This window comes from Streptomyces sp. SudanB182_2057 (assembly GCF_964272715.1).
GTDB classification, from domain to species: Bacteria; Actinomycetota; Actinomycetes; order Streptomycetales; family Streptomycetaceae; genus Streptomyces; species Streptomyces rubradiris.
In genome coordinates this window covers 5,918,317-5,935,731 of record NZ_OZ186798.1, presented here as the reverse complement: position 1 = coordinate 5,935,731, position 17,415 = coordinate 5,918,317, and the positions used below count along the sequence as shown (strand labels likewise).

At 72.4% G+C, this 17,415-nt stretch carries 20 protein-coding genes; 10 read left to right on the top strand and 10 right to left on the bottom strand.

The window, feature by feature from the left end:
• Positions 1–70: 70 nt before the first annotated feature.
• Genes ACSURM_RS26270 through ACSURM_RS26240 form a run of 7 tightly spaced genes read right to left on the bottom strand, consistent with a single transcriptional unit; the run spans position 71 to position 5,252 of the window.
• Positions 71–403, bottom strand: a complete 333-nt coding sequence (locus tag ACSURM_RS26270; protein WP_436958216.1) for a TcmI family type II polyketide cyclase — start codon at positions 401–403, stop codon at positions 71–73.
• Positions 404–424: 21 nt separating this feature from the next.
• Positions 425–904: an SRPBCC family protein gene (locus ACSURM_RS26265; protein WP_436958215.1), complete on the bottom strand. Its 480-nt coding sequence runs from the start codon at positions 902–904 to the stop codon at positions 425–427.
• A 1-nt stretch (position 905) separates the two neighbouring features.
• Positions 906–1,160 carry an acyl carrier protein gene (locus ACSURM_RS26260; protein WP_030783119.1) on the bottom strand — a complete coding sequence of 85 codons (255 nt, stop codon included), beginning with the start codon at positions 1,158–1,160 and terminating at the stop codon, positions 906–908.
• A gap of 22 nt (positions 1,161–1,182) precedes the next feature.
• Entirely contained in the window at positions 1,183–2,427 is a 1,245-nt protein-coding gene (locus ACSURM_RS26255) for a ketosynthase chain-length factor (RefSeq protein WP_436958214.1), read from the bottom strand.
• Between the two features lie 9 nt (positions 2,428–2,436).
• The gene (locus ACSURM_RS26250; protein ID WP_436958213.1) at positions 2,437–3,696 is read right to left on the bottom strand and encodes a beta-ketoacyl-[acyl-carrier-protein] synthase family protein; all 1,260 of its coding nucleotides are present in this window, start codon (positions 3,694–3,696) and stop codon (positions 2,437–2,439) included.
• Entirely contained in the window at positions 3,693–4,133 is a 441-nt protein-coding gene (locus tag ACSURM_RS26245; protein ID WP_359042632.1) for a cupin domain-containing protein, read from the bottom strand. The genes ACSURM_RS26250 and ACSURM_RS26245 overlap by 4 nt, the downstream gene beginning before the upstream one ends.
• A 36-nt stretch (positions 4,134–4,169) precedes the next feature.
• Positions 4,170–5,252 (bottom strand): SchA/CurD-like domain-containing protein, encoded by a 1,083-nt coding sequence (locus tag ACSURM_RS26240; RefSeq protein ID WP_436958212.1) that lies wholly within the window; start codon positions 5,250–5,252, stop codon positions 4,170–4,172.
• 203 nt (positions 5,253–5,455) lie between these two features.
• On the opposite strand from ACSURM_RS26240, the gene ACSURM_RS26235 reads away from it, so the two are divergent.
• Entirely contained in the window at positions 5,456–7,114 is a 1,659-nt protein-coding gene (locus ACSURM_RS26235; protein WP_436958211.1) for an FAD-dependent oxidoreductase, read from the top strand.
• Between the two features lie 78 nt (positions 7,115–7,192).
• On the opposite strand, the gene ACSURM_RS26230 is transcribed toward ACSURM_RS26235, so the two are convergent.
• Positions 7,193–7,660, bottom strand: coding sequence for an RDD family protein (locus ACSURM_RS26230; RefSeq protein ID WP_391337433.1), 468 nt, complete (start codon positions 7,658–7,660; stop codon positions 7,193–7,195).
• Between the two features lie 210 nt (positions 7,661–7,870).
• Between ACSURM_RS26230 and glnA the strand changes: the two genes are divergently transcribed.
• Both glnA and ACSURM_RS26220 read left to right on the top strand, forming a co-directional pair.
• A complete protein-coding gene (gene glnA / locus ACSURM_RS26225; protein ID WP_189752547.1) occupies positions 7,871–9,280 on the top strand; it encodes a type I glutamate--ammonia ligase in 1,410 nt (469 codons plus the stop codon).
• Between the two features lie 152 nt (positions 9,281–9,432).
• Entirely contained in the window at positions 9,433–9,690 is a 258-nt protein-coding gene (locus ACSURM_RS26220; protein WP_436958210.1) for a hypothetical protein, read from the top strand.
• 80 nt (positions 9,691–9,770) lie between these two features.
• Here the strand turns inward: ACSURM_RS26220 and ACSURM_RS26215 are convergent, their stop codons facing one another.
• The gene (locus tag ACSURM_RS26215; protein WP_436958209.1) at positions 9,771–10,040 is read right to left on the bottom strand and encodes a hypothetical protein; all 270 of its coding nucleotides are present in this window, start codon (positions 10,038–10,040) and stop codon (positions 9,771–9,773) included.
• A 171-nt stretch (positions 10,041–10,211) separates the two neighbouring features.
• Between ACSURM_RS26215 and ACSURM_RS26210 the strand changes: the two genes are divergently transcribed.
• Positions 10,212–10,952: an alpha/beta hydrolase gene (locus ACSURM_RS26210; protein WP_436958208.1), complete on the top strand. Its 741-nt coding sequence runs from the start codon at positions 10,212–10,214 to the stop codon at positions 10,950–10,952.
• 47 nt (positions 10,953–10,999) lie between these two features.
• On the opposite strand, the gene ACSURM_RS26205 is transcribed toward ACSURM_RS26210, so the two are convergent.
• A complete protein-coding gene (locus ACSURM_RS26205; RefSeq protein ID WP_436958207.1) occupies positions 11,000–11,314 on the bottom strand; it encodes a hypothetical protein in 315 nt (104 codons plus the stop codon).
• A gap of 220 nt (positions 11,315–11,534) precedes the next feature.
• Here ACSURM_RS26205 and ACSURM_RS26200 point away from each other — a divergent pair, with 220 nt between their 5' ends.
• The 6 genes from ACSURM_RS26200 to ACSURM_RS26175 all read left to right on the top strand — a co-directional run bounded on the left by ACSURM_RS26200 (position 11,535) and on the right by ACSURM_RS26175 (position 17,357).
• Positions 11,535–11,906, top strand: coding sequence for an arsenate reductase family protein (locus tag ACSURM_RS26200; RefSeq protein ID WP_436958206.1), 372 nt, complete (start codon positions 11,535–11,537; stop codon positions 11,904–11,906).
• 251 nt (positions 11,907–12,157) lie between these two features.
• Entirely contained in the window at positions 12,158–13,189 is a 1,032-nt protein-coding gene (gene glnII / locus ACSURM_RS26195; RefSeq protein WP_359042641.1) for a glutamine synthetase, read from the top strand.
• Positions 13,190–13,715: 526 nt separating this feature from the next.
• Positions 13,716–14,306, top strand: coding sequence for a winged helix-turn-helix domain-containing protein (locus ACSURM_RS26190; protein WP_436958205.1), 591 nt, complete (start codon positions 13,716–13,718; stop codon positions 14,304–14,306).
• A 61-nt stretch (positions 14,307–14,367) separates the two neighbouring features.
• Positions 14,368–15,390, top strand: a complete 1,023-nt coding sequence (locus ACSURM_RS26185; protein WP_436958204.1) for an NAD-dependent epimerase/dehydratase family protein — start codon at positions 14,368–14,370, stop codon at positions 15,388–15,390.
• A 51-nt stretch (positions 15,391–15,441) separates the two neighbouring features.
• Positions 15,442–16,719, top strand: a complete 1,278-nt coding sequence (locus ACSURM_RS26180; protein ID WP_436958203.1) for a sensor domain-containing protein — start codon at positions 15,442–15,444, stop codon at positions 16,717–16,719.
• The gene (locus tag ACSURM_RS26175) at positions 16,704–17,357 is read left to right on the top strand and encodes a LuxR C-terminal-related transcriptional regulator (RefSeq protein ID WP_436958202.1); all 654 of its coding nucleotides are present in this window, start codon (positions 16,704–16,706) and stop codon (positions 17,355–17,357) included. The genes ACSURM_RS26180 and ACSURM_RS26175 overlap by 16 nt, the downstream gene beginning before the upstream one ends.
• Positions 17,358–17,415: the final 58 nt, after the last annotated feature.

Genomic DNA, 17,415 nt, shown 5'->3' with positions numbered 1-17,415 from the left:
TCCCCCACGGCACACCGGTGCCGGGTCCGCGTCGGACGCGGGCCCGGCACCGGTGCTCCGGACGGGGACCTCAGATTCCGGTGTCGCGCTCCCAGACGTAGAAGCGCTGGGCCATGGCGTCCTTCGGGGACCGCCAGGTCTCGGGGTCGTACGCGCTGACGTACGCCGACAGCCGCTCGCTGACCTCCTGGAACTCGGGGTGCGAGGTGACCTTGGCGATGGCCGGGCCGGGCTCGCGCTCGGACTCGATGAGGTGCATGTACACATCGCCGAACTGGAAGAGGCTGCGCCGGACCACCCCGACGAGGTGGGGCAGCTCTCCGCGGTCGGACTCCGCGAACACCTTGGCGATGTCCGGTGCGGAGCCCGGGGCCATGCGGGCGACGATCAGGGCCTGGTGCACGGTCGTCTCCTGCTCTCCGGCTCAGTCGGCCAGGGCCGGGGCGGGCCGCCGGCCGGCCGCCGCCTTCTCGATCTTGTCCCGGATCAGGGCGAGCTGGACCTTGGAGTTCTTGTTGATGTTGTCGGTCATCCAGTCGTCGTCGACCGGCGCGTCCGGCTTCATCGCGAAGTCCTGGGTCCACACCATCCGGGTGCCGGCCGGGACCTCCTCGTAGCTCCAGTGGATGTCCATGTGGGCGAAGGGGCCGGTCTCCACCCGGCGGGCCGTGACGGTGCGCGCGTCACGGTCCGGCTCGCGCTCGGAGACCCAGCTCCAGACGGTGCCGTTCTCGTCCGGGTGCATGGTCAGCCGGAACGTGGTCTTGGCGCCCTCCCGCTTGAGGACCTCCACCGACGCGTACTCGCTGAACAGCTGCGGCCAGCGCTCCAGGTCGTTGGTCATGTCCCAGACCAGGTCCAGCGGGGCGGCGATGGTGATCTCGTTCTGGGTGTGTCCTGCCATGTCAGGCTCCTGCCATCAGGGTGGTGTTGACGAGGTTGAGGAACTGCTGCGGTGTCTTGCAGCGTTCGGCGTCGACCGGCATCGGGGTGCCATGGGTGTTCTCCAGCTCGCCGACGATGCCGAGCAGGCCGAGCGAGTCGACGCCGAGGACGTCGAAGCCGGTGTCCGGCTTCTCCATCAGCTGCTCCGGGCTGACGGTGACCCCGGCGGCCTTCTTCATCAGCGCGGCGAGTTCTTCCACGGTGATCTGCGGCATGTGCTTTCCTCCTTTGCTGTGCTCACTGCCTGGTGCCGGCTCGCAGCACCAGCGCCGAGTTCGACCCCATGAGTCCGCGGCTGAGCACCAGGGCGGTGCGCGGTTCGGCGACGCGGGCGTGGCCGGTCACGAGGTCGAGGTCGTGGCAGACGTCGAAGACGTTCGGCGTCGGCGGGATCAGGCCGTGCTCCATCGCCAGGACGGCCGCGGCGGTGTCCAGCACGGGGGCCGCGCAGTAGCCGCGGCCGATCCCGGTCTTCGGCGCGGTGACCGGGACCCGTGCGGCGTGCGGGCCGAGGGCGTCGGCGAGCGCCAGCGCCTCGGCCCGGTCGGCCTCCGGTACCCCGAGGGCGTCGGCGAAGACGACGTCGATCTCCTCGGGGGCGCAGCGGGCCTCCGCCAGGGCCTGCCGGACGGCGTGCGCGAGGCCGTCGCGGGAGTCCGCCCAGCGGGAGGCGCCGGTGAAGGTGGCCCCGTGGCCGGCGACGACGGCCCGGACGGCGGCGCCGCGGTCCTCGGCGGTGCCCGCCGACTCGATGACGAGCATGGCACCGCCCTCGGCCGGCACGAACCCGCGCGCCCCCTCGGTGAAGGGGAGGTAGGCCCGGGCCGGGTCGGTCTCCCGGCTCAGTTCCGCGTAGCCGAGCTGGCAGACCATCGAGTACGGCGCGAGCGGCGCCTCGGTGGAGCCGGCCACGATCACGTCGGTGCCGCGGCGCACCGCCCGGGCCGCGTGGGCGAGGGCGTCCAGTCCGCCGGCCTCGTCGGAGGCGACGACGGAGCAGGGCCCCTTGAAGCCGCGGCGGATGGAGACCTGGCCGGTGCTGGCGGCGTAGAACCAGGCGATGGACTGGTACGGCCCGACGAACCGGCTGCCCTTGCCCCACAGTCGCTGCAGTTCGCGCTGGCCGAACTCGCCGCCGCCGGAGCCGGCGGCGGTGACGACGCCGATGGAGTACGGCGCGTCCGGGATGCCGGACGGCCCGAGCCGGGCGTCGTCCAGCGCGAAGTCGGCCGCGGCCATGGCGTAGTGCGTGAACCGGTCGGTCTGGACGAGGAAGCGCTCCTCGATGGTGGCCGCCGGGTCGAAGGCGCGGACCTCACCGGCCACCTTCAGGGGAAGGTGCTCGCAGCCCTCGCGGGTGACCCGGTCGAGGACGCTGAGGCCCTCCTGGGTCGCCTTCCAGAAGGTGTCGGTGCTGGTGCCGTTGGGTGCGACCACCCCGATGCCGGTGATGGCCGCCTGCCGGTCCTTCGGTTCGCTCATCGTGTGTCCTCACTCCCTCGGCCGGGTCAGGATCACCGCGGACTGGAAGCCCCCGAACCCGCTGCCCACGGACAGCACGCTGGACAGCTTGCGTTCGCGGGCGACGCGCGGGACGTAGTCCAGGTCGCACTCCGGGTCGGGGATCTCGTAGTTCGCGGTCGGTGGTACGACCTGCTTGGCGAGGGCCAGCACACAGGCGACCAGTTCGATGGCGCCGATCGCCCCGAGGCTGTGCCCCACCATGGACTTGATGGAGCTCATCGGGGTGTCGTAGGCGTGGTGCCCGAGCGCCCGCTTCACGGCCGCCGTCTCGTGGCGGTCGTTCTGCCGGGTGCCGGAGCCGTGCGCGTTGACGTAGTCGATCGCCGTGGGGTCGAGCCTCGCCTGGCCGAGGGCGGTTTCGATGGCCCGCGCCATCTCCAGGCCCTCCTTGGTCAGGCCGGTCATGTGGTAGGCGTTGCCGAAGGTGGCGTAGCCGCCGAACTCGCAGTAGACATGGGCACCGCGGGCCCGGGCGTGCTCCAGCTCCTCCAGGACCAGCACCGCGCCGCCCTCGCCCATGACGAAGCCGTCACGGTTGTTGTCGAAGGGCCGGGAGGCGTGGGCGGGGTCGTCGTTGTTCGGGGACGTGGCCTTGATCGCGTCGAAGCAGGCCATGGTGATCGGGGATATCGGGGAGTCCGAGGCACCGGCCACGCAGATGTCGGCCCGCCCCTCCTGGACGGTGTGGAAGGCGTATCCGACGGCGTCCAGGCCGGAGGTGCAGCCGGTGGAGACGGTCTGCACCGGACCCCGTGCGCCGAAACGTTCCGCCACCGCGGAGGCCACGGTGCTCGGCGAGAACGCCCGGTGCAGCTGCGGCTCCGCCTCGGTGTGGTCGACGTCCCAGCGCTGCCCACGGTGGCTGACCAGGACGTAGTCGTGCTCCAGGCGGGTGGTGCCGCCGACGGCGGTGCCCAGGGAGACACCGACCCGCCAGGGGTCCTCCCGGGCCAGGTCGAGACCGGAGTCCCGGACCGCCTCCTCCCCGGCGACCAGGGCGAACTGTATGTACCGGTCCGCCCGCTGGACCTGTTCCGCGTCCAGGCCGTGCGCGGCGGGGTCGAAGTCGCACTCGGCGGCGATCCGGGACCTGAGCCCGGCCGGGTCGAAGAACGTGATGCCCCGCGTCGCGGTACGGCCTTCGGCCAGCAGGTCCCAGAACGCCGGTACGCCGATCCCGCCCGGAGCGACGACGCCTATGCCGGTGACCGCCACGCGCCGGGTCATGAGCGGACCTGTTCCCGGCCGGCGGGCTCGGCGACGGCGGCCAGGGGCTGCGCCGTCTCCTCGGTGTCGACGTGGCCGAGGGCCGGCTTCGGGGCGAGCGGGCCCAGGTGGAAGACGAGCCGCGCCTCCACGTTGCCGACGTTGCGGAACCGGTGGCGCATGTTGATGGGGATCATCAGCCCCTGCTCGGGCCGCAGCGGGTGCGGCTCGCCGTCCAGGTCCACCTCCAGCTGCCCGCACAGGACGTAGACGAACTCCTCGGAGTAGGGGTGGTAGTGCTCGCCGATGCGGTCGCCGGGCTGGACGATGGCCACCCCCATGAAACCGCTGGTGGCGCCCACCGTGCTGGGGGTGAGCATGGCGCGCAGATCACCGCCGCGCCGGGTGTTGGGCTCGATCTCGCTCAGGTCCACGATCTTCGCAAGGGGTTTGATCACGGTGTTCCTCCGTTGGTTGGGCCGGCCCGTGGGGGGTCAGGCGTCGGGCGAACGGCGGTCGGTGACGAGGTCCATGCCGACGGGCTCGCCGTCCAGCAGTGCCTCCAGCCCGGCCAGGTGCCCGGGCTCCGCGAGGGCGGCCCGGGCGCCGAGGCCGGGGCGTACGTCGAGCAGCCGGACGACGACGTCGTCGCGCTGGAAGATCGTGCTGCGCAGCACGGCGCTGTCCGGGTCGTCCGCCGCCGCCTCGTCCCGCTGGGCGAGCAGCTCCGCCAGCCGCATCCCGCTGCCCGGCCGGGCCGGGTAGTAGCGGGCCAGCCGCTCGCCCTCGGTCAGCTCGTCCGCGGTGACGTGGTGCACGGCGGGCAGTGCCGCCCGGGTGAAGAACACCCGCGCGGACTCCTGGTCGTTCAGGTCCCGCTCCTGCTCCAGATAGGGGTTGATGGCCTCCTCCACGGCCCGCACCTCGGGCTGCCGGGCGACGTGGCGCAGCGCCGCGAGGAGGTCGCCGCGCACCTCGATGGCCCGCACCACCCGGTTGCCGTGCATGAACAGGGAGGTCCGGCACAGCCGGGTGGTCTCGTCGACCCGGGCCCGGGGCGAGGCGTAGTCCGCCAGGATCCGCCGCACCTCCGCCTCGCTGCCGGGCCGCACCGTGAAGGTGAGCGCGTGCCGGATCACCCCGTCACCGATCCGGGGGGACGCCTGGAGCCGGCGGCGCTCGGCGGAGTCGGCGGCCGGTCCGCCGGTCTCGCGGACGACGTGGAAGCGCAGCGACCGGGTGTCCCGCACGCAGCTGTGCAGCGGCTCCACCATCCGCACGTGCTCCTCGCTGTTCACCCAGGTGAGGAATGGCGGGGCGCTCTCCCACTCGCTGGTGATGAGCCATTGGGAGGGGTTCTCGATGGACTGGCACAGCTGGTCGCTGACGTGACCGGGGACCTGCGCCACCTGGTTGCACAGCTGTTCGTAGGCCTCCAGGAACTGCTGCTGGGCGCCGTCGTGGACGTCCACGAGGAGGACGACCCGCAGGCGGGAGCCGTCGAACACCGACTGGGAGACCCGCTTCGACACCTGGTGCGTCGAGGGGGCCGAGGGCTTTTCCGACAAGGTGGTCATGCTGCGCACATCTCCTTCACGGGGGCAGAGGCAACGCCGGCCGCCGAATGACGCGACGTCAGCGCTTCTTGATCCTGTGCCGCTCGTGCCGGGTCGCGCGACTCGCGTGAACCACGCGGGTGATTGAGCACGCGAAAGCCGTCCCAGAGGGCACACAAACACCCATGCGCCCCGCATCCCGAACCTTCGCCCCTGGAGCCCTGATGCAGCAGAAAGCCGATCACCGGGTGCCCGTCCTCATCGTGGGCGGCTCCCTGGTGGGCCTGTCCCTCTCCCTGTTCCTGGGCCGTCTCGGCGTACCGCACATGCTCGTCGAGCGGCACTCCGGGACCTCGATCCACCCGCGTGGCCGCGGCAACAACCTGCGCACGATGGAGCTGTTCCGGGTGGCCGGCATCGAGCCGGACATCAAGGCGGCGGCCTCGCTGCTCGCGGACAACCACGGCATCCTCCAGACGCCCACCCTCGTGGGTGACGCCGGGGAATGGCTGTTCCGGCACATCGACCCGGGCGGCGGGCTCGCGAAGTTCAGCCCCACCACCTGGTGCCTGTGCAGCCAGAACGATCTGGAGCCGGTGCTGCTGAAGGGGGCCCGGGCGCTCGGCGGCGACCTGCGCTACTACCACGAGCTGGAGTCCTTCTCCCAGGACCCCGAAGGAGTGACGGCGTACGTCCGGGACCGCGACAGCGACGAGCTGTACACGGTCCGTGCCGACTACCTGGCGGCCTGCGACGGCCCGCGCAGCCCCGTGCGGCGCCGGCTCGGCATCGGGCAGAGCGGCCCCGGCGACCTGTTCGCCAACGTCAGCGTCACCTTCCGGTCCAAGCTGCTCGCCGAGACCGTCGGCGACCGGCACTTCATCTGCTGCTACCTCACCAACCCGGAGGCCGACGGCGCGCTGCTGCCGGTCGACAACAAGGAGCACTGGGTCTTCCACGCGCCCTGGCACCCGGAGCACGGCGAGCGGCTGGAGGAGTTCACCGAGGAGCGGCTCCAGCGGCACATCCGGCTGGCCGTCGGGGTGCCGGACCTCGACATCGAGGTCACCGGGAAGGCGTCCTGGCGCGCGGCGGAACGGGTCGCCGAGCGGTACACGGCCGGCCGGGTGCTGCTCGCCGGGGACTCGGCCCACGAGATGTCACCGACCGGCGCGTTCGGCTCCAACACCGGCATCCAGGACGCGCACAACCTGGCCTGGAAGCTGGCCGCCGTGCTCGACGGCTGGGCCGGGCCCGAGCTGCTGGAGACCTACGACACCGAGCGCCGGCCGGTCGCCCTGGCCACCAGCGCCCGCGCCTCGGCGCGCTCCGTGGAGCACAGCCACCCCGGCTTCGCCCCGACCCCGGGCGTCGGCGGCGGCCCGCGCAGCGGCATCCTGCCGGTGGTGCTCGCCTACCGCTATCTGGAGGGCGCCGTCCTGGACGCCGACCCGGCCCAGCCGGTCGTGCCCGACGGGGTGCGGCTGACCGCGGACCCCGGCAGCCGGGCCCCGCACCTGTGGCTGCGCCGGGCGGGCGAACGGCTCTCCACGATCGACCTCTACGAGCGCTCGCTGGTCCTCCTCAGCGACGCCGGCTCGGCGGCGGGCGCGGCCTGGCGGAGCGCGGCGCGCCGGGTCGCGGACACGGACGGGGTACGGCTTGAGGCGTACCGCGTCGGCACCGGCCCGGACGCCGACCTCGCCTACGACGGCGAGGGGCCCGGCGGCGGCACCGACTGGGCGGCCCTGCACGGCACGACGGCCGACGGCGCGGTGCTGGTCCGCCCGGACGGCTTCGTGGCCTGGCGGGCGCCCGGCGCCGTGGCGGACCCGGAGGCCGAGCTGCGGCGGGTGGTGAGGGCGGTGCTGCGCAGGGGGTAGTCGGCGGCACGGCACGCCGGAAGGATCACCCGTACCGGTGGTGCGGGTGATCCTTCCGGCGCATCCGCCGGAGCGCTGTCAGATGCGGACCTCGACGGTCTTGGCGAGGCGGTCGTGCAGGCCGCGGCCGTCGCGGTCCCAGACCAGCGCGGGGATCGCCAGGCACAGCAGCACCGTGCGCAGCAGGGCGCGGCCCGGGCTGACCGTGCCGGTGCTCAGCGCGACCACCCGGATGCCGAAGAGCCGCTTGCCGGGGGTGCAGCCGACCGTGCCGACGGTGAGCGCGCTCAGCACGAAGAACACGCCCAGTGCCCAGTTGCTCGTGAGCGCTCCATTGCCGTGCGTGATCAGGCCGTATGCGATCAGGACGCACAGCGCCCAGTCCACGGCGAGCGCGCCGAGCCGCCGTCCGGGCCGTGCGATCGAGTTCGGCCCGTGCTCCGGGAGCCCGAGCTGCTCGCCCCGGTAGCCGAAGTCGGCGCCCGCCTCTTCCATGGCCGCGCGGGGGCCGGAGAGCCACGATCCGATTGCCTGCCTGTTGTCCACGCGTCCACGGTACTGTGCCCGGTTTCGGACACTACGCGCAGGGGTGTACGGGGGCTACGGTGGACACGTGGCCGGTTAACGTCTGCGAAACAAACGGGTCACGCCCGAGAAATCACCCGTCCCTAGGGTCGAGACCACCGTGTGCCACCGCACTGGCCGCACGAACGATCTACCACCCCGGCGAGGACGGTCGGGAGTAGGAGGAGCTGGATGTTCCAGAACGCCGACGAGGCCAAGAAGTTCATCGCGGACGAGGACGTCAAGTTCGTCGACGTCCGCTTCTGCGACCTGCCGGGCGTCATGCAGCACTTCACGGTGCCCGTCGAGGCGTTCGACCCGGACGAGGAGCTGGCCTTCGACGGATCGTCGATCCGCGGTTTCCAGGCCATCCACGAGTCCGACATGGCGCTGCGTGCCGACCTGTCCACGGCCCGTGTCGACCCGTTCCGCCGGGACAAGACCCTCAACATCAACTTCTTCATCCACGACCCGATCACGGGCGAGCAGTACTCCCGTGACCCGCGCAACGTGGCGAAGAAGGCCGAGGCGTACCTGGCGTCGACGGGCATCGCCGACACCGCGTACTTCGGTCCCGAGGCCGAGTTCTACGTCTTCGACAGCGTGCGTTTCGCCACCTCGGCGAACGAGTCCTTCTACCACATCGACTCCGAGGCGGGTGCCTGGAACACCGGCGCCCTGGAGAACAACCGCGGCTACAAGGTCCGCTACAAGGGCGGCTACTTCCCGGTCCCGCCGGTCGACCACTTCGCCGACCTGCGCGCCGAGATCTCCCTGGAGCTGGACAAGCAGGGCCTGAAGGTCGAGCGCCAGCACCACGAGGTGGGCACCGCCGGCCAGGCGGAGATCAACTACAAGTTCAACACGCTGCTGGCCGCCGCCGACGACCTCCAGCTCTTCAAGTACATCGTGAAGAACGTGGCCTGGCGCAACGGCAAGACCGCGACCTTCATGCCGAAGCCGATCTTCGGTGACAACGGCTCGGGCATGCACGTGCACCAGTCGCTGTGGAGCAACGGCGACCCGCTGTTCTACGACGAGGCCGGGTACGCGGGCCTGTCGGACATGGCCCGCTACTACATCGGCGGCATCCTCAAGCACGCCCCGTCGCTGCTGGCCTTCACCAACCCGACGGTGAACTCGTACCACCGCCTGGTGCCGGGCTTCGAGGCGCCGATCAACCTGGTGTACTCGCAGCGCAACCGCTCGGCCGCGATGCGCATCCCGATCACGGGCTCCAACCCGAAGGCCAAGCGCGTCGAGTTCCGCGCGCCGGACTCCTCCGGCAACCCCTACCTCGCCTTCTCGGCGCTGCTCCTCGCGGGCCTGGACGGCATCAAGAACAAGATCGAGCCGGCCGAGCCGATCGACAAGGACCTGTACGAGCTGGCTCCCGAGGAGCACGCGAACGTCGCCCAGGTCCCGACCTCGCTGAACGCCGTCCTCGACGCGCTGGAGGCCGACCACGAGTTCCTCCTCCAGGGCGACGTGTTCACGTCCGACCTGATCGAGACGTGGATCGACTTCAAGCGCACCAACGAGATCGCCCCCCTCCAGCTCCGCCCGCACCCGCACGAGTTCGAGCTGTACTTCGACGTGTGACAGCCCCCGCACCACACCCGAGGCCCCGCCACTCCCCGCGAGTGCCGGGGCCTCGGCCTTTTTCATGACCGTGCAACCTTTCCCGGGTCTCAGGCTTCCTATTGTCGGAGGATCATGACTCCGCGGTGCCGGACGAGAGAGGTTGCACGGGGATGGCGGAACAGGACGACTGGGAGCGGGAGTTCGATCACGCGTGGGTGAACTCGGCGGAGCACAAGGAGCCGTCCGCGCGGGCCCGGATGCTCGCCGCGCGGTGGAAGGAGAACCCGCCGGAGCCGGCGCCCTTCCGTGCCGACCCGGACCGGGTGGGGCCGCGCCGGTCCTCCTGGGTGTCGACGGCCGTGGTGCTCGGCTGCGTGGCCGCGGTGATCGTGCTGCTGGGGTACGCGCAGCTGCGGTCCGGCTACTGATCCCCTCGGCCCGCGGAAGCCAAGGGGGCACACCGGACAGCGGGTCGTCCGGTGTGCCCCGCTCGATCACCGTCGCTCGTTCAGCTCGTCTTCTCCCGCTCCTGCCGACGGGCCTCGAAAGGACGCTCGCGGCGGTAGCGGCGCTCCCAGCGGGCCTGGCGGTCGCGGCGGTCGCGGTACGCCCGGTAACTGTCGGGGTGGGTGCCGGGGGCGGGCGGGGTCGTGCGGGGGGAGCCGCGGCCGTGTGTCGCGTACAGGTACAGCAGCGCCACCGCGGCGAGCCACCAGAGATGGTTTCCGATTCCGAGGATCACCAGGACCACGGTCCCGGTCGCGAGAATGCCACGCATGACGGACCTCCGTGGGGTGAGTTGGGGGGAAGCGGAGCGTGTCTGTTTCGTCTCCGTACGTACAGCGTAGGGAGGGCGCGATCACCGGCGCATCCCGTTTTCCGCACGCCCCTGAGAGGGTTTTCCGGGGTCTCCCCCGGTCGGCCAGGGCGCCGTGAGTGAATGGCCCGTATGGACCAACTCTCCACCTTCACGCACGCGTACGACGGTGAGCGGCTCAGCGTGGCCGGCGCCGGGCCGGCCGGCCGGGCCACGGCGCTGCTGCTCCACGGCGCGGGCAACGGCAGCAAGGAGCGGTCCCTGCCGTTCCTCGACGACTTCGCCGGCCACGGCTGCCGCGCCCTCGCCTTCGACTTCTCCGGGCACGGTGAAAGCACGGGCGAACTCGCGGAGTTGAGCCTGCGCCGCCGGTACGAGCAGGCGGTCTCGGTGCTCGACGCGCACGCCCCGGCGGACGATCCGCTGATCATCGTCGGCTTCAGCATGAGCGGGCAGACGGTCGCGGATCTCATGCGGCACTACGGGCGCCGGGTCGCGGCCGTGGGACTGTGCGCGCCCGCCGTCTACGGCCAGGATGCCTGGGACGTGCCGTTCGGCAACGGCGACAGCCGCTTCTCGGAGCTGATCCGCACGCCGGACAGCTGGCGGGGCTCCCCCGCCCTTGAGGTGTTCCGCGCGTACGCGGGCCGGGCGGTGCTGGCGGTGCCGGGGCACGACACGATCATCCCGGCGGCGGTCACCGAGGCCGTACAGGAGGCGCTGTCGGAGCGGGCCCGGTTCTCCCGCTTCGACCTCCCGGACGCCGAGCACATGCTGGGCCTGTGGTTCCGCGACCATGCCGAGGACCGGCGGGAGTTCGTGACGCGGCTGCTGGCGGGCCCGGACGGGCACTCGGAGGCGCCCCGCCGGTGACGGTGCCGGGTGCCCTCACCCCTGCGCGAGGGCACCCGGCACACGGCTCACCGCGAGTAACGCATCAGCGTCCGCACCATGTGACACGTGGTGTCGGAGGGCGGCCGCATGCCGATCCGCTCGGCCGTCCCGCGGATCGTCTCGTCGTGCGCCTGCTCCGGCAGGTAGACCCCGGAGTCGAGCAGGGCTATGGCGAGGCGCATGGCCTTCAGGCGCCGGTTGTGCGTGACGTACCACTGGCGCGGCCGTCCGGCCGGCAGCGGTCGCTTCACCTCGGGCTGGTAGGGCGAGTCGAACAGCACGGGGTGCTGGACGGTGGACTGGGTCGGCAACGGCTTCGGCTTGAGGGCGGCAGCGGGCACAGGCATCCTCCTGTCGCGGTCAGACCGGTCCCCGGCGGTCCGGCGCCCGGTCTCGAACACTGCTTCCAGTCTACCGGCGGCCACTGACAATCGGCCGGTCACGGAAGCGAGTGAATCCCCAGCTCACGCGGGAAATTGGCGTTCCGTCACCGGTGGTGGGGATGGGGCTGCCGGGGCGTCATGAATTCGAACAAGGCCGGTACCGCGTACCGTGTCGCGCATGGAGATCTGGATCAATCCCGCCTGCTCGAAGTGCCGTAGCGCGCTGACCCTGCTCGACGCCGAGGGGGCCGACTACACCGTGCGGCGGTACCTGGAGGACGTGCCGGGCGAGGACGAGATCAGGGCCGTACTGGACCGGCTGGGTCTGGAACCGTGGGACATCACCCGCACCCAGGAGGCGGCGGCCAAGGAGCTGGGGCTGAAGGAGTGGCCGCGCGACGCGGGCTCCCGGGACCGCTGGATCGCCGCGCTCGCCGGGCACCCCAAGCTCATCCAGCGGCCGATCATCACCGCGGACGACGGGACGGCGCTGGTGGCCCGCAGCGAGGAGGCCGTGCGGGAGGCCCTGGCCCGCAGCAGCGAGCGCTGACCCCTGCCGTCGCGCGGGGAGCCCCGGTCGTACGCGATCCGCACGGCCGGGACCGCTCCCTCTCACCGCGTGACCTCACGACGTGAGCCTCGGCACACAGCCGTCAGGTAACACGGCGTTCACATTCGGGCAATGGCCGGGAAACCGCCTGTTGACAGGCTGCCCGCAGTTCGAGCGGCGCCCCAGTGCCGCAGCGCCGCGGCAACCGCCCAGGCGGATGCGCCCGACCCACCCCGAAGGATGTGGCCCCCGTGACCTTCAAGGCCGAGTACATCTGGATCGACGGCACCTCGCCGACGGCCAAGCTCCGTTCCAAGACGAAGGTCATCACGGGTGCCCCGGCCGGTCTCGACGCGCTGCCGCTGTGGGGCTTCGACGGCTCCTCCACCAACCAGGCCGCGGGCAACTCCTCGGACTGCGTGCTCAAGCCGGTCTTCACCTGCCCGGACCCGATCCGCGGCGGCGACGACATCCTGGTGCTGTGCGAGGTGCTGGACACCGACCTGACCCCGCACCCGACCAACACCCGGGCCGCGCTGGCCGAGGTGGCCGAGCGGTTCGCCGCGCAGGAGCCGATCTTCGGCATCGAGCAGGAGTACACCTTCTTCGCCGGCTCCCGCCCGCTCGGCTTCCCCGAGGGCGGCTTCCCGGCCCCGCAGGGCGGCTACTACTGCGGTGTCGGCGCCGACGAGATCTTCGGCCGGGACGTCGTCGAGGCCCACCTCGACAACTGCCTGAAGGCGGGCCTCGGCATCTCCGGCATCAACGCCGAGGTCATGCCCGGCCAGTGGGAGTTCCAGGTCGGCCCGCTGTCCCCGCTGGTGGTCTCCGACCAGCTGTGGGTGGCCCGCTGGCTGCTGTACCGCACCGCCGAGGACTTCGGTGTCTCCGCGACCCTGGACCCCAAGCCGGTCAAGGGCGACTGGAACGGCGCGGGCGCGCACACCAACTTCTCCACCAAGGCCATGCGCGAGGGCTACGACGCCATCATCACCGCCTGCGAGTCGCTCGGCGAGGGCTCGAAGCCGCTGGACCACGTGAAGAACTACGGCGCCGGCATCGACGAGCGCCTGACCGGCCTGCACGAGACGGCCCCGTGGGACAAGTTCTCCTACGGCGTCTCCGACCGGGGCGCCTCGGTGCGCATCCCGTGGCAGGTCGAGAAGGACGGCAAGGGCTACATCGAGGACCGCCGCCCGAACGCGAACGTCGACCCGTACGTGGTGACCCGCCTGCTGGTGGACACCTGCTGCACCGCGCTGGAGAAGGCCGGCCAGGTCTGATCCGTCCCGCGCCCTCCGGGGGCGTCCGCCGTGACGGCGGGCGCCCCCGTCGCGTATCCGGAAGCCGCCCCGGGGGGCGGCCGCTGACTCCCCGCCATGTGCCCGGCCCTCCACGCTGTCCGGAATGTGAGACGGCCTCCCGGACTCCCCCGGCCCGCTCCAGGCCGCTGAACAGGGCCGGAATTCCGGGCCCGGCGCGTTTGTCACGTCAATGACACACCGGGGAAGCGTCCAAGCAGTGAGAGGAGACTCCTGCCCGCCGCACGGCTCTGCTTCAATGGGAGCATGGCCGGCATCCAGCAGAGCACCGCGACGGGTCGCTACGACCTCCAGCCGTTCTGGCCTTCCCGTCAGCACCACGACTTCGACCGTGTGTGTCGCCCCGCGATGAACGCGCGGGCCCTCTAAAGCCGTACCCCGGCCTTCGGCCAGCGCGAAACGACGTACGTCCGCCGGCGACGCCCGACCACGAATCGGGGCCGCCGCACCTCCCGTCGAACTCCTCGCGCGAAAGAGCTGACCTGTCATGGCGACCACCCGATCCCTCTCCACCGCCACCCTGCCCGCCCCCGCCCCGAACGGCTCCCGGCACCGGCTGCGCGCCGTAGACCGGGACGAGGCGGTCCACGTGGCGGACTTCCTGCCGCCGGGCGCCACCTGGCTGCCCGCGCCGCAGCACACCCTGCCCACCCTGCCGGGCCAGCCGCCGATGGTCGGCTACCTGGTGCTGGTCCCCGCCGACCAGCGGCCCCCGTTCCTTCCGGTCGCCGTCCCCGACCAGCCCGAGGCCAAGGCCGGGTACGCCGAGCCGGAGACCGGCCCCGAACCGCTGGTGCGGATCGACCCGGTGCGGCGCACCGCCAGCGTAGAGGGCCGCGAACTCGACCTGACCTACCTGGAGTTCGAGCTGCTGGCCCACCTGGTGGCGCACCCGCACCGGGTGCACACCCGCGACCAGCTGGTCACCACGGTATGGGGCTACGGACACGTGGGCGACGGCCGCACCGTGGACGTGCACATCGCCCGGCTGCGCCGCAAGCTGGGCGACCGGCACCGCCAGTCGATCCAGACCGTGCGCCGGGTCGGCTACAAGTACACCCCGCCGATCGCCCGTTGACCGTTCTGCCCTCGGCAGAGCCCCGCGCGCCCACGGCCCCGCACCGGGCAGGATCACCGGTATGAGACTTCTCGTGCTGGGCGGTACGGAGTTCGTGGGGCGCGCCGTCGTGCGGGCCGCGCTCGGGCGGGGCTGGGAGGTGACCGTCTTCCACCGGGGACGGCACGAACCCCCGCCCGGCGCGCGGTCGTTGCACGGCGACCGCACCGCGCCCGACGGCCTCGCCGCGCTCGCCGCGCAGCGGGCCGGCTGGGACGCCGTGGTGGACACCTGGTCGGCCGCCCCGCGCGCCGTGCACGAGGCGGCCCGGCTGCTGCGCGACCGGGCCGGGCGGTACGCGTACGTCTCCAGCCGGTCGGTGTACGCGTGGCCGTGGCCGCCCGGCGCCGCGGAGGACGCCCCGCTGGTGGAGGGCGCCGCCGACGCCGGGGCCACGGACTACGCGGCCGACAAGCGCGGCGGGGAACTGGCCGCCGTCGGCGCCTTCGGCGTGGCGGACGCGCTGCTGGTGCGGGCCGGGCTGATCCTCGGCCCGTACGAGAACGTGGGCCGGCTGCCCTGGTGGCTGACCCGGATCGCGCGCGGCGGCCCGGTCCTGGCGCCCGGCCCGCGCGAACTGCCCCTGCAGTACGTCGACGCCCGGGACCTCGCCGACTGGCTGCTCGGCGCCCTGGAACGCGGCCTGGGCGGGCCGTACAACCTGGTGAGCCCGCCCGGCCACACCACCATGGGCGAGCTGCTCGCCGCCTGTGTGCGGGCCACCGGCGCGGACGCGGAGCTGCGCTGGACCGCTCCGGAGACGATCCTGGCCGCCGGGATCGAGCCGTGGACCGAGCTGCCGGTGTGGATGCCGCCGGGCGGCGAGACGCACGGCGCCGTGCACGGCGCGGACGTCTCACGGGCGGTGGCGACCGGGCTGGTGTGCCGCCCGGTGACGGAGACGGTCGAGGACACCTGGCGCTGGCTGAGCGGGCTCGGCGGCACCGGCCCGCTGCGCCCGGACCGCTCCCGTCCGGGCCTGGACCCCGAGGTGGAGGCGAAGGTGCTGGCCCTGGCCCAGGGTGTACCTGGCACCACCCCCTGACGTGGGGTTCCGCCCCGTGACCGGGCCCGGCGGACCGGCCAGACTGGCGCCATGAACACCGACGTCCAGCGGGACGACTTCCGCGCCCGCGCCCGGCAGGCGGTGCTGGCCGCCGTGCGGGGCCTGGTCCTGGCCCTGGCGATGCCGCCGGTGACGGTGCTGTGCTTCGCCTTCACCGTCATGTCCCTCGAACTCCTCCCGCTCGGCCTCGGCCTGTTCCTGGTGCCCCCGGTGCTCGGCGCGGTCCGCAGGTACACGGCGGCCCGGCGGGAGCTGGCCGCCGAGTGGGGCGGGGTGGCGATACCGGTGGTGTACCGGCCGGTGCCGCCGGGGGCGGGCCCGTGGAGGCGCACGGTCACCCTGCTCCGGGACCCGCAGACCTGGCGGGACCTGCTGTGGCTGCTGACCGACCTGACCGCGGGCACGGTCACCGCGCTGCTCCCGGCTGTGCTGCTGCTCTTCCCCGTCCAGGGGTTCCTGGTGGCGGCCGGGCTGTGGCGGGCGTACGTGCGGGAGCCGGGCGACACCTACTGGTACGCGTTCGTGCCGGTCACCGGGCAGGCGACCGCGCTGCTCGCCGCCGTCCTCGCCGCCCTGGTGCTGGTGATCGCCCACCGCTTCACCTCGTCACTGCTCACCGCGCACTTCCGGCTCACCCGGGCCGTGCTCGGCGGCGGCCGGGGCGACCTCACCGAGCGGGTGCGGGTGCTGACCGAGACCCGGCGGGACGCGGTGGACACCTCGGCCGCCGAACTGCGCCGGATCGAACGGGACCTGCACGACGGCGCGCAGGCCCGGCTGGTCGCCATGGGCATGGACCTCGGCACCATCGAGATGCTGGTCGAACGGGATCCGGCCGCGGCGAAGAAGCTGATCGCGCAGGCCCGCCGGAACTCCGCCGAGGCCCTGGAGGAGCTGCGCGACCTGGTGCGCGGCATCCATCCGCCGGTCCTCGCCGAGCGCGGACTCGGCGACGCGGTACGGGCGCTGGCGCTGCGGCTGCCGCTGCCCGCCGAGGTGAGCGTGGAACTGTCCGGCCGCGCGGAGGCGCCGGTGGAGTCGGCCGCCTACTTCGCGGTCAACGAGGTGCTGACCAACGCCGTCAAGCACTCCGACGCCGACCGGGTCTGGATCGACGTGCACCACACCGACGGCCGGCTGCGGCTCACCGTCACCGACAACGGCCGGGGCGGCGCGGCGGTGGGGACCGGCTCGGGGCTCGCGGGGGTGGAGCGCCGGCTCGGTACATTCGACGGCGTCCTGGCCGTCAGCAGCCCCGCCGGCGGCCCCACCATGGTGACCATGGAGATCCCGTGCGTGTTGTCCTAGCCGAAGACCTCTTCCTGCTGCGCGACGGGCTGGTGCGGATGCTGACGGCCTACGGCTTCGAGATCGCCGCGGCCGTCGAGTCCGGTCCGGAACTGGCCAGGGCGCTGGAGGAGTCGGCACCGGACGTGGCCGTGGTGGACGTACGGCTGCCGCCCACGCACACCGACGAGGGCCTGCAGTGCGCGCTCGCCGCCCGCCGGGCGCGGCCCGGGCTGCCGGTGCTGGTGCTCTCCCAGCACGTGGAGCAGCTGTACGCGCGCGAACTGCTCGCCGACGGCGCCGGGGCGATCGGCTATCTGCTCAAGGACCGGGTGTTCGACGCGGAGCAGTTCGTGGACGCCGTACGACGGGTGGCGGCGGGCGGTACGGCCATGGACCCGCAGGTGATCCAGCAGTTGCTGTCCCGGCGGTCGGCCGACGACCGGCCGCTGGCCCGGCTGACCCCGCGGGAGCGGGAGGTGCTGGAGCTGATGGCCCAGGGCCGGTCCAACGCGGGCATCGCGGCCCAGCTCGTGGTGACGGAACGGGCGGTCGCCAAACACACCTCCAACATCTTCGCCAAGCTGGGCCTGGAGGTCTCGGACGACGACAACCGGCGCGTCCTGGCGGTGCTCGCCTATCTGGACCAGGACCGTTGACCGCCAACTCCACTGATTCACGGGGGAATTCCCGGGACCGGTGAACACCTCTGGGGCG

What these genes read in the sequence shown, in the direction of transcription:
- ACSURM_RS26265 (WP_436958215.1), bottom strand. Translation starts at nt 904, where the DNA reads ATGGCAGGACACACCCAGAACGAGATCACCATCGCCGCCCCGCTGGAC.
- ACSURM_RS26260 (WP_030783119.1), bottom strand. Translation starts at nt 1,160, where the DNA reads ATGCCGCAGATCACCGTGGAAGAACTCGCCGCGCTGATGAAGAAGGCC.
- ACSURM_RS26255 (WP_436958214.1), bottom strand. Translation starts at nt 2,427, where the DNA reads ATGAGCGAACCGAAGGACCGGCAGGCGGCCATCACCGGCATCGGGGTG.
- ACSURM_RS26250 (WP_436958213.1), bottom strand. Translation starts at nt 3,696, where the DNA reads ATGACCCGGCGCGTGGCGGTCACCGGCATAGGCGTCGTCGCTCCGGGC.
- ACSURM_RS26240 (WP_436958212.1), bottom strand. Translation starts at nt 5,252, where the DNA reads ATGACCACCTTGTCGGAAAAGCCCTCGGCCCCCTCGACGCACCAGGTG.
- ACSURM_RS26235 (WP_436958211.1), top strand. Translation starts at nt 5,456, where the DNA reads ATGCAGCAGAAAGCCGATCACCGGGTGCCCGTCCTCATCGTGGGCGGC.
- glnA (WP_189752547.1), top strand. Translation starts at nt 7,871, where the DNA reads ATGTTCCAGAACGCCGACGAGGCCAAGAAGTTCATCGCGGACGAGGAC.
- ACSURM_RS26220 (WP_436958210.1), top strand. Translation starts at nt 9,433, where the DNA reads ATGGCGGAACAGGACGACTGGGAGCGGGAGTTCGATCACGCGTGGGTG.
- ACSURM_RS26215 (WP_436958209.1), bottom strand. Translation starts at nt 10,040, where the DNA reads ATGCGTGGCATTCTCGCGACCGGGACCGTGGTCCTGGTGATCCTCGGA.
- ACSURM_RS26210 (WP_436958208.1), top strand. Translation starts at nt 10,212, where the DNA reads ATGGACCAACTCTCCACCTTCACGCACGCGTACGACGGTGAGCGGCTC.
- ACSURM_RS26200 (WP_436958206.1), top strand. Translation starts at nt 11,535, where the DNA reads ATGGAGATCTGGATCAATCCCGCCTGCTCGAAGTGCCGTAGCGCGCTG.
- ACSURM_RS26190 (WP_436958205.1), top strand. Translation starts at nt 13,716, where the DNA reads ATGGCGACCACCCGATCCCTCTCCACCGCCACCCTGCCCGCCCCCGCC.
- ACSURM_RS26185 (WP_436958204.1), top strand. Translation starts at nt 14,368, where the DNA reads ATGAGACTTCTCGTGCTGGGCGGTACGGAGTTCGTGGGGCGCGCCGTC.
- ACSURM_RS26180 (WP_436958203.1), top strand. Translation starts at nt 15,442, where the DNA reads ATGAACACCGACGTCCAGCGGGACGACTTCCGCGCCCGCGCCCGGCAG.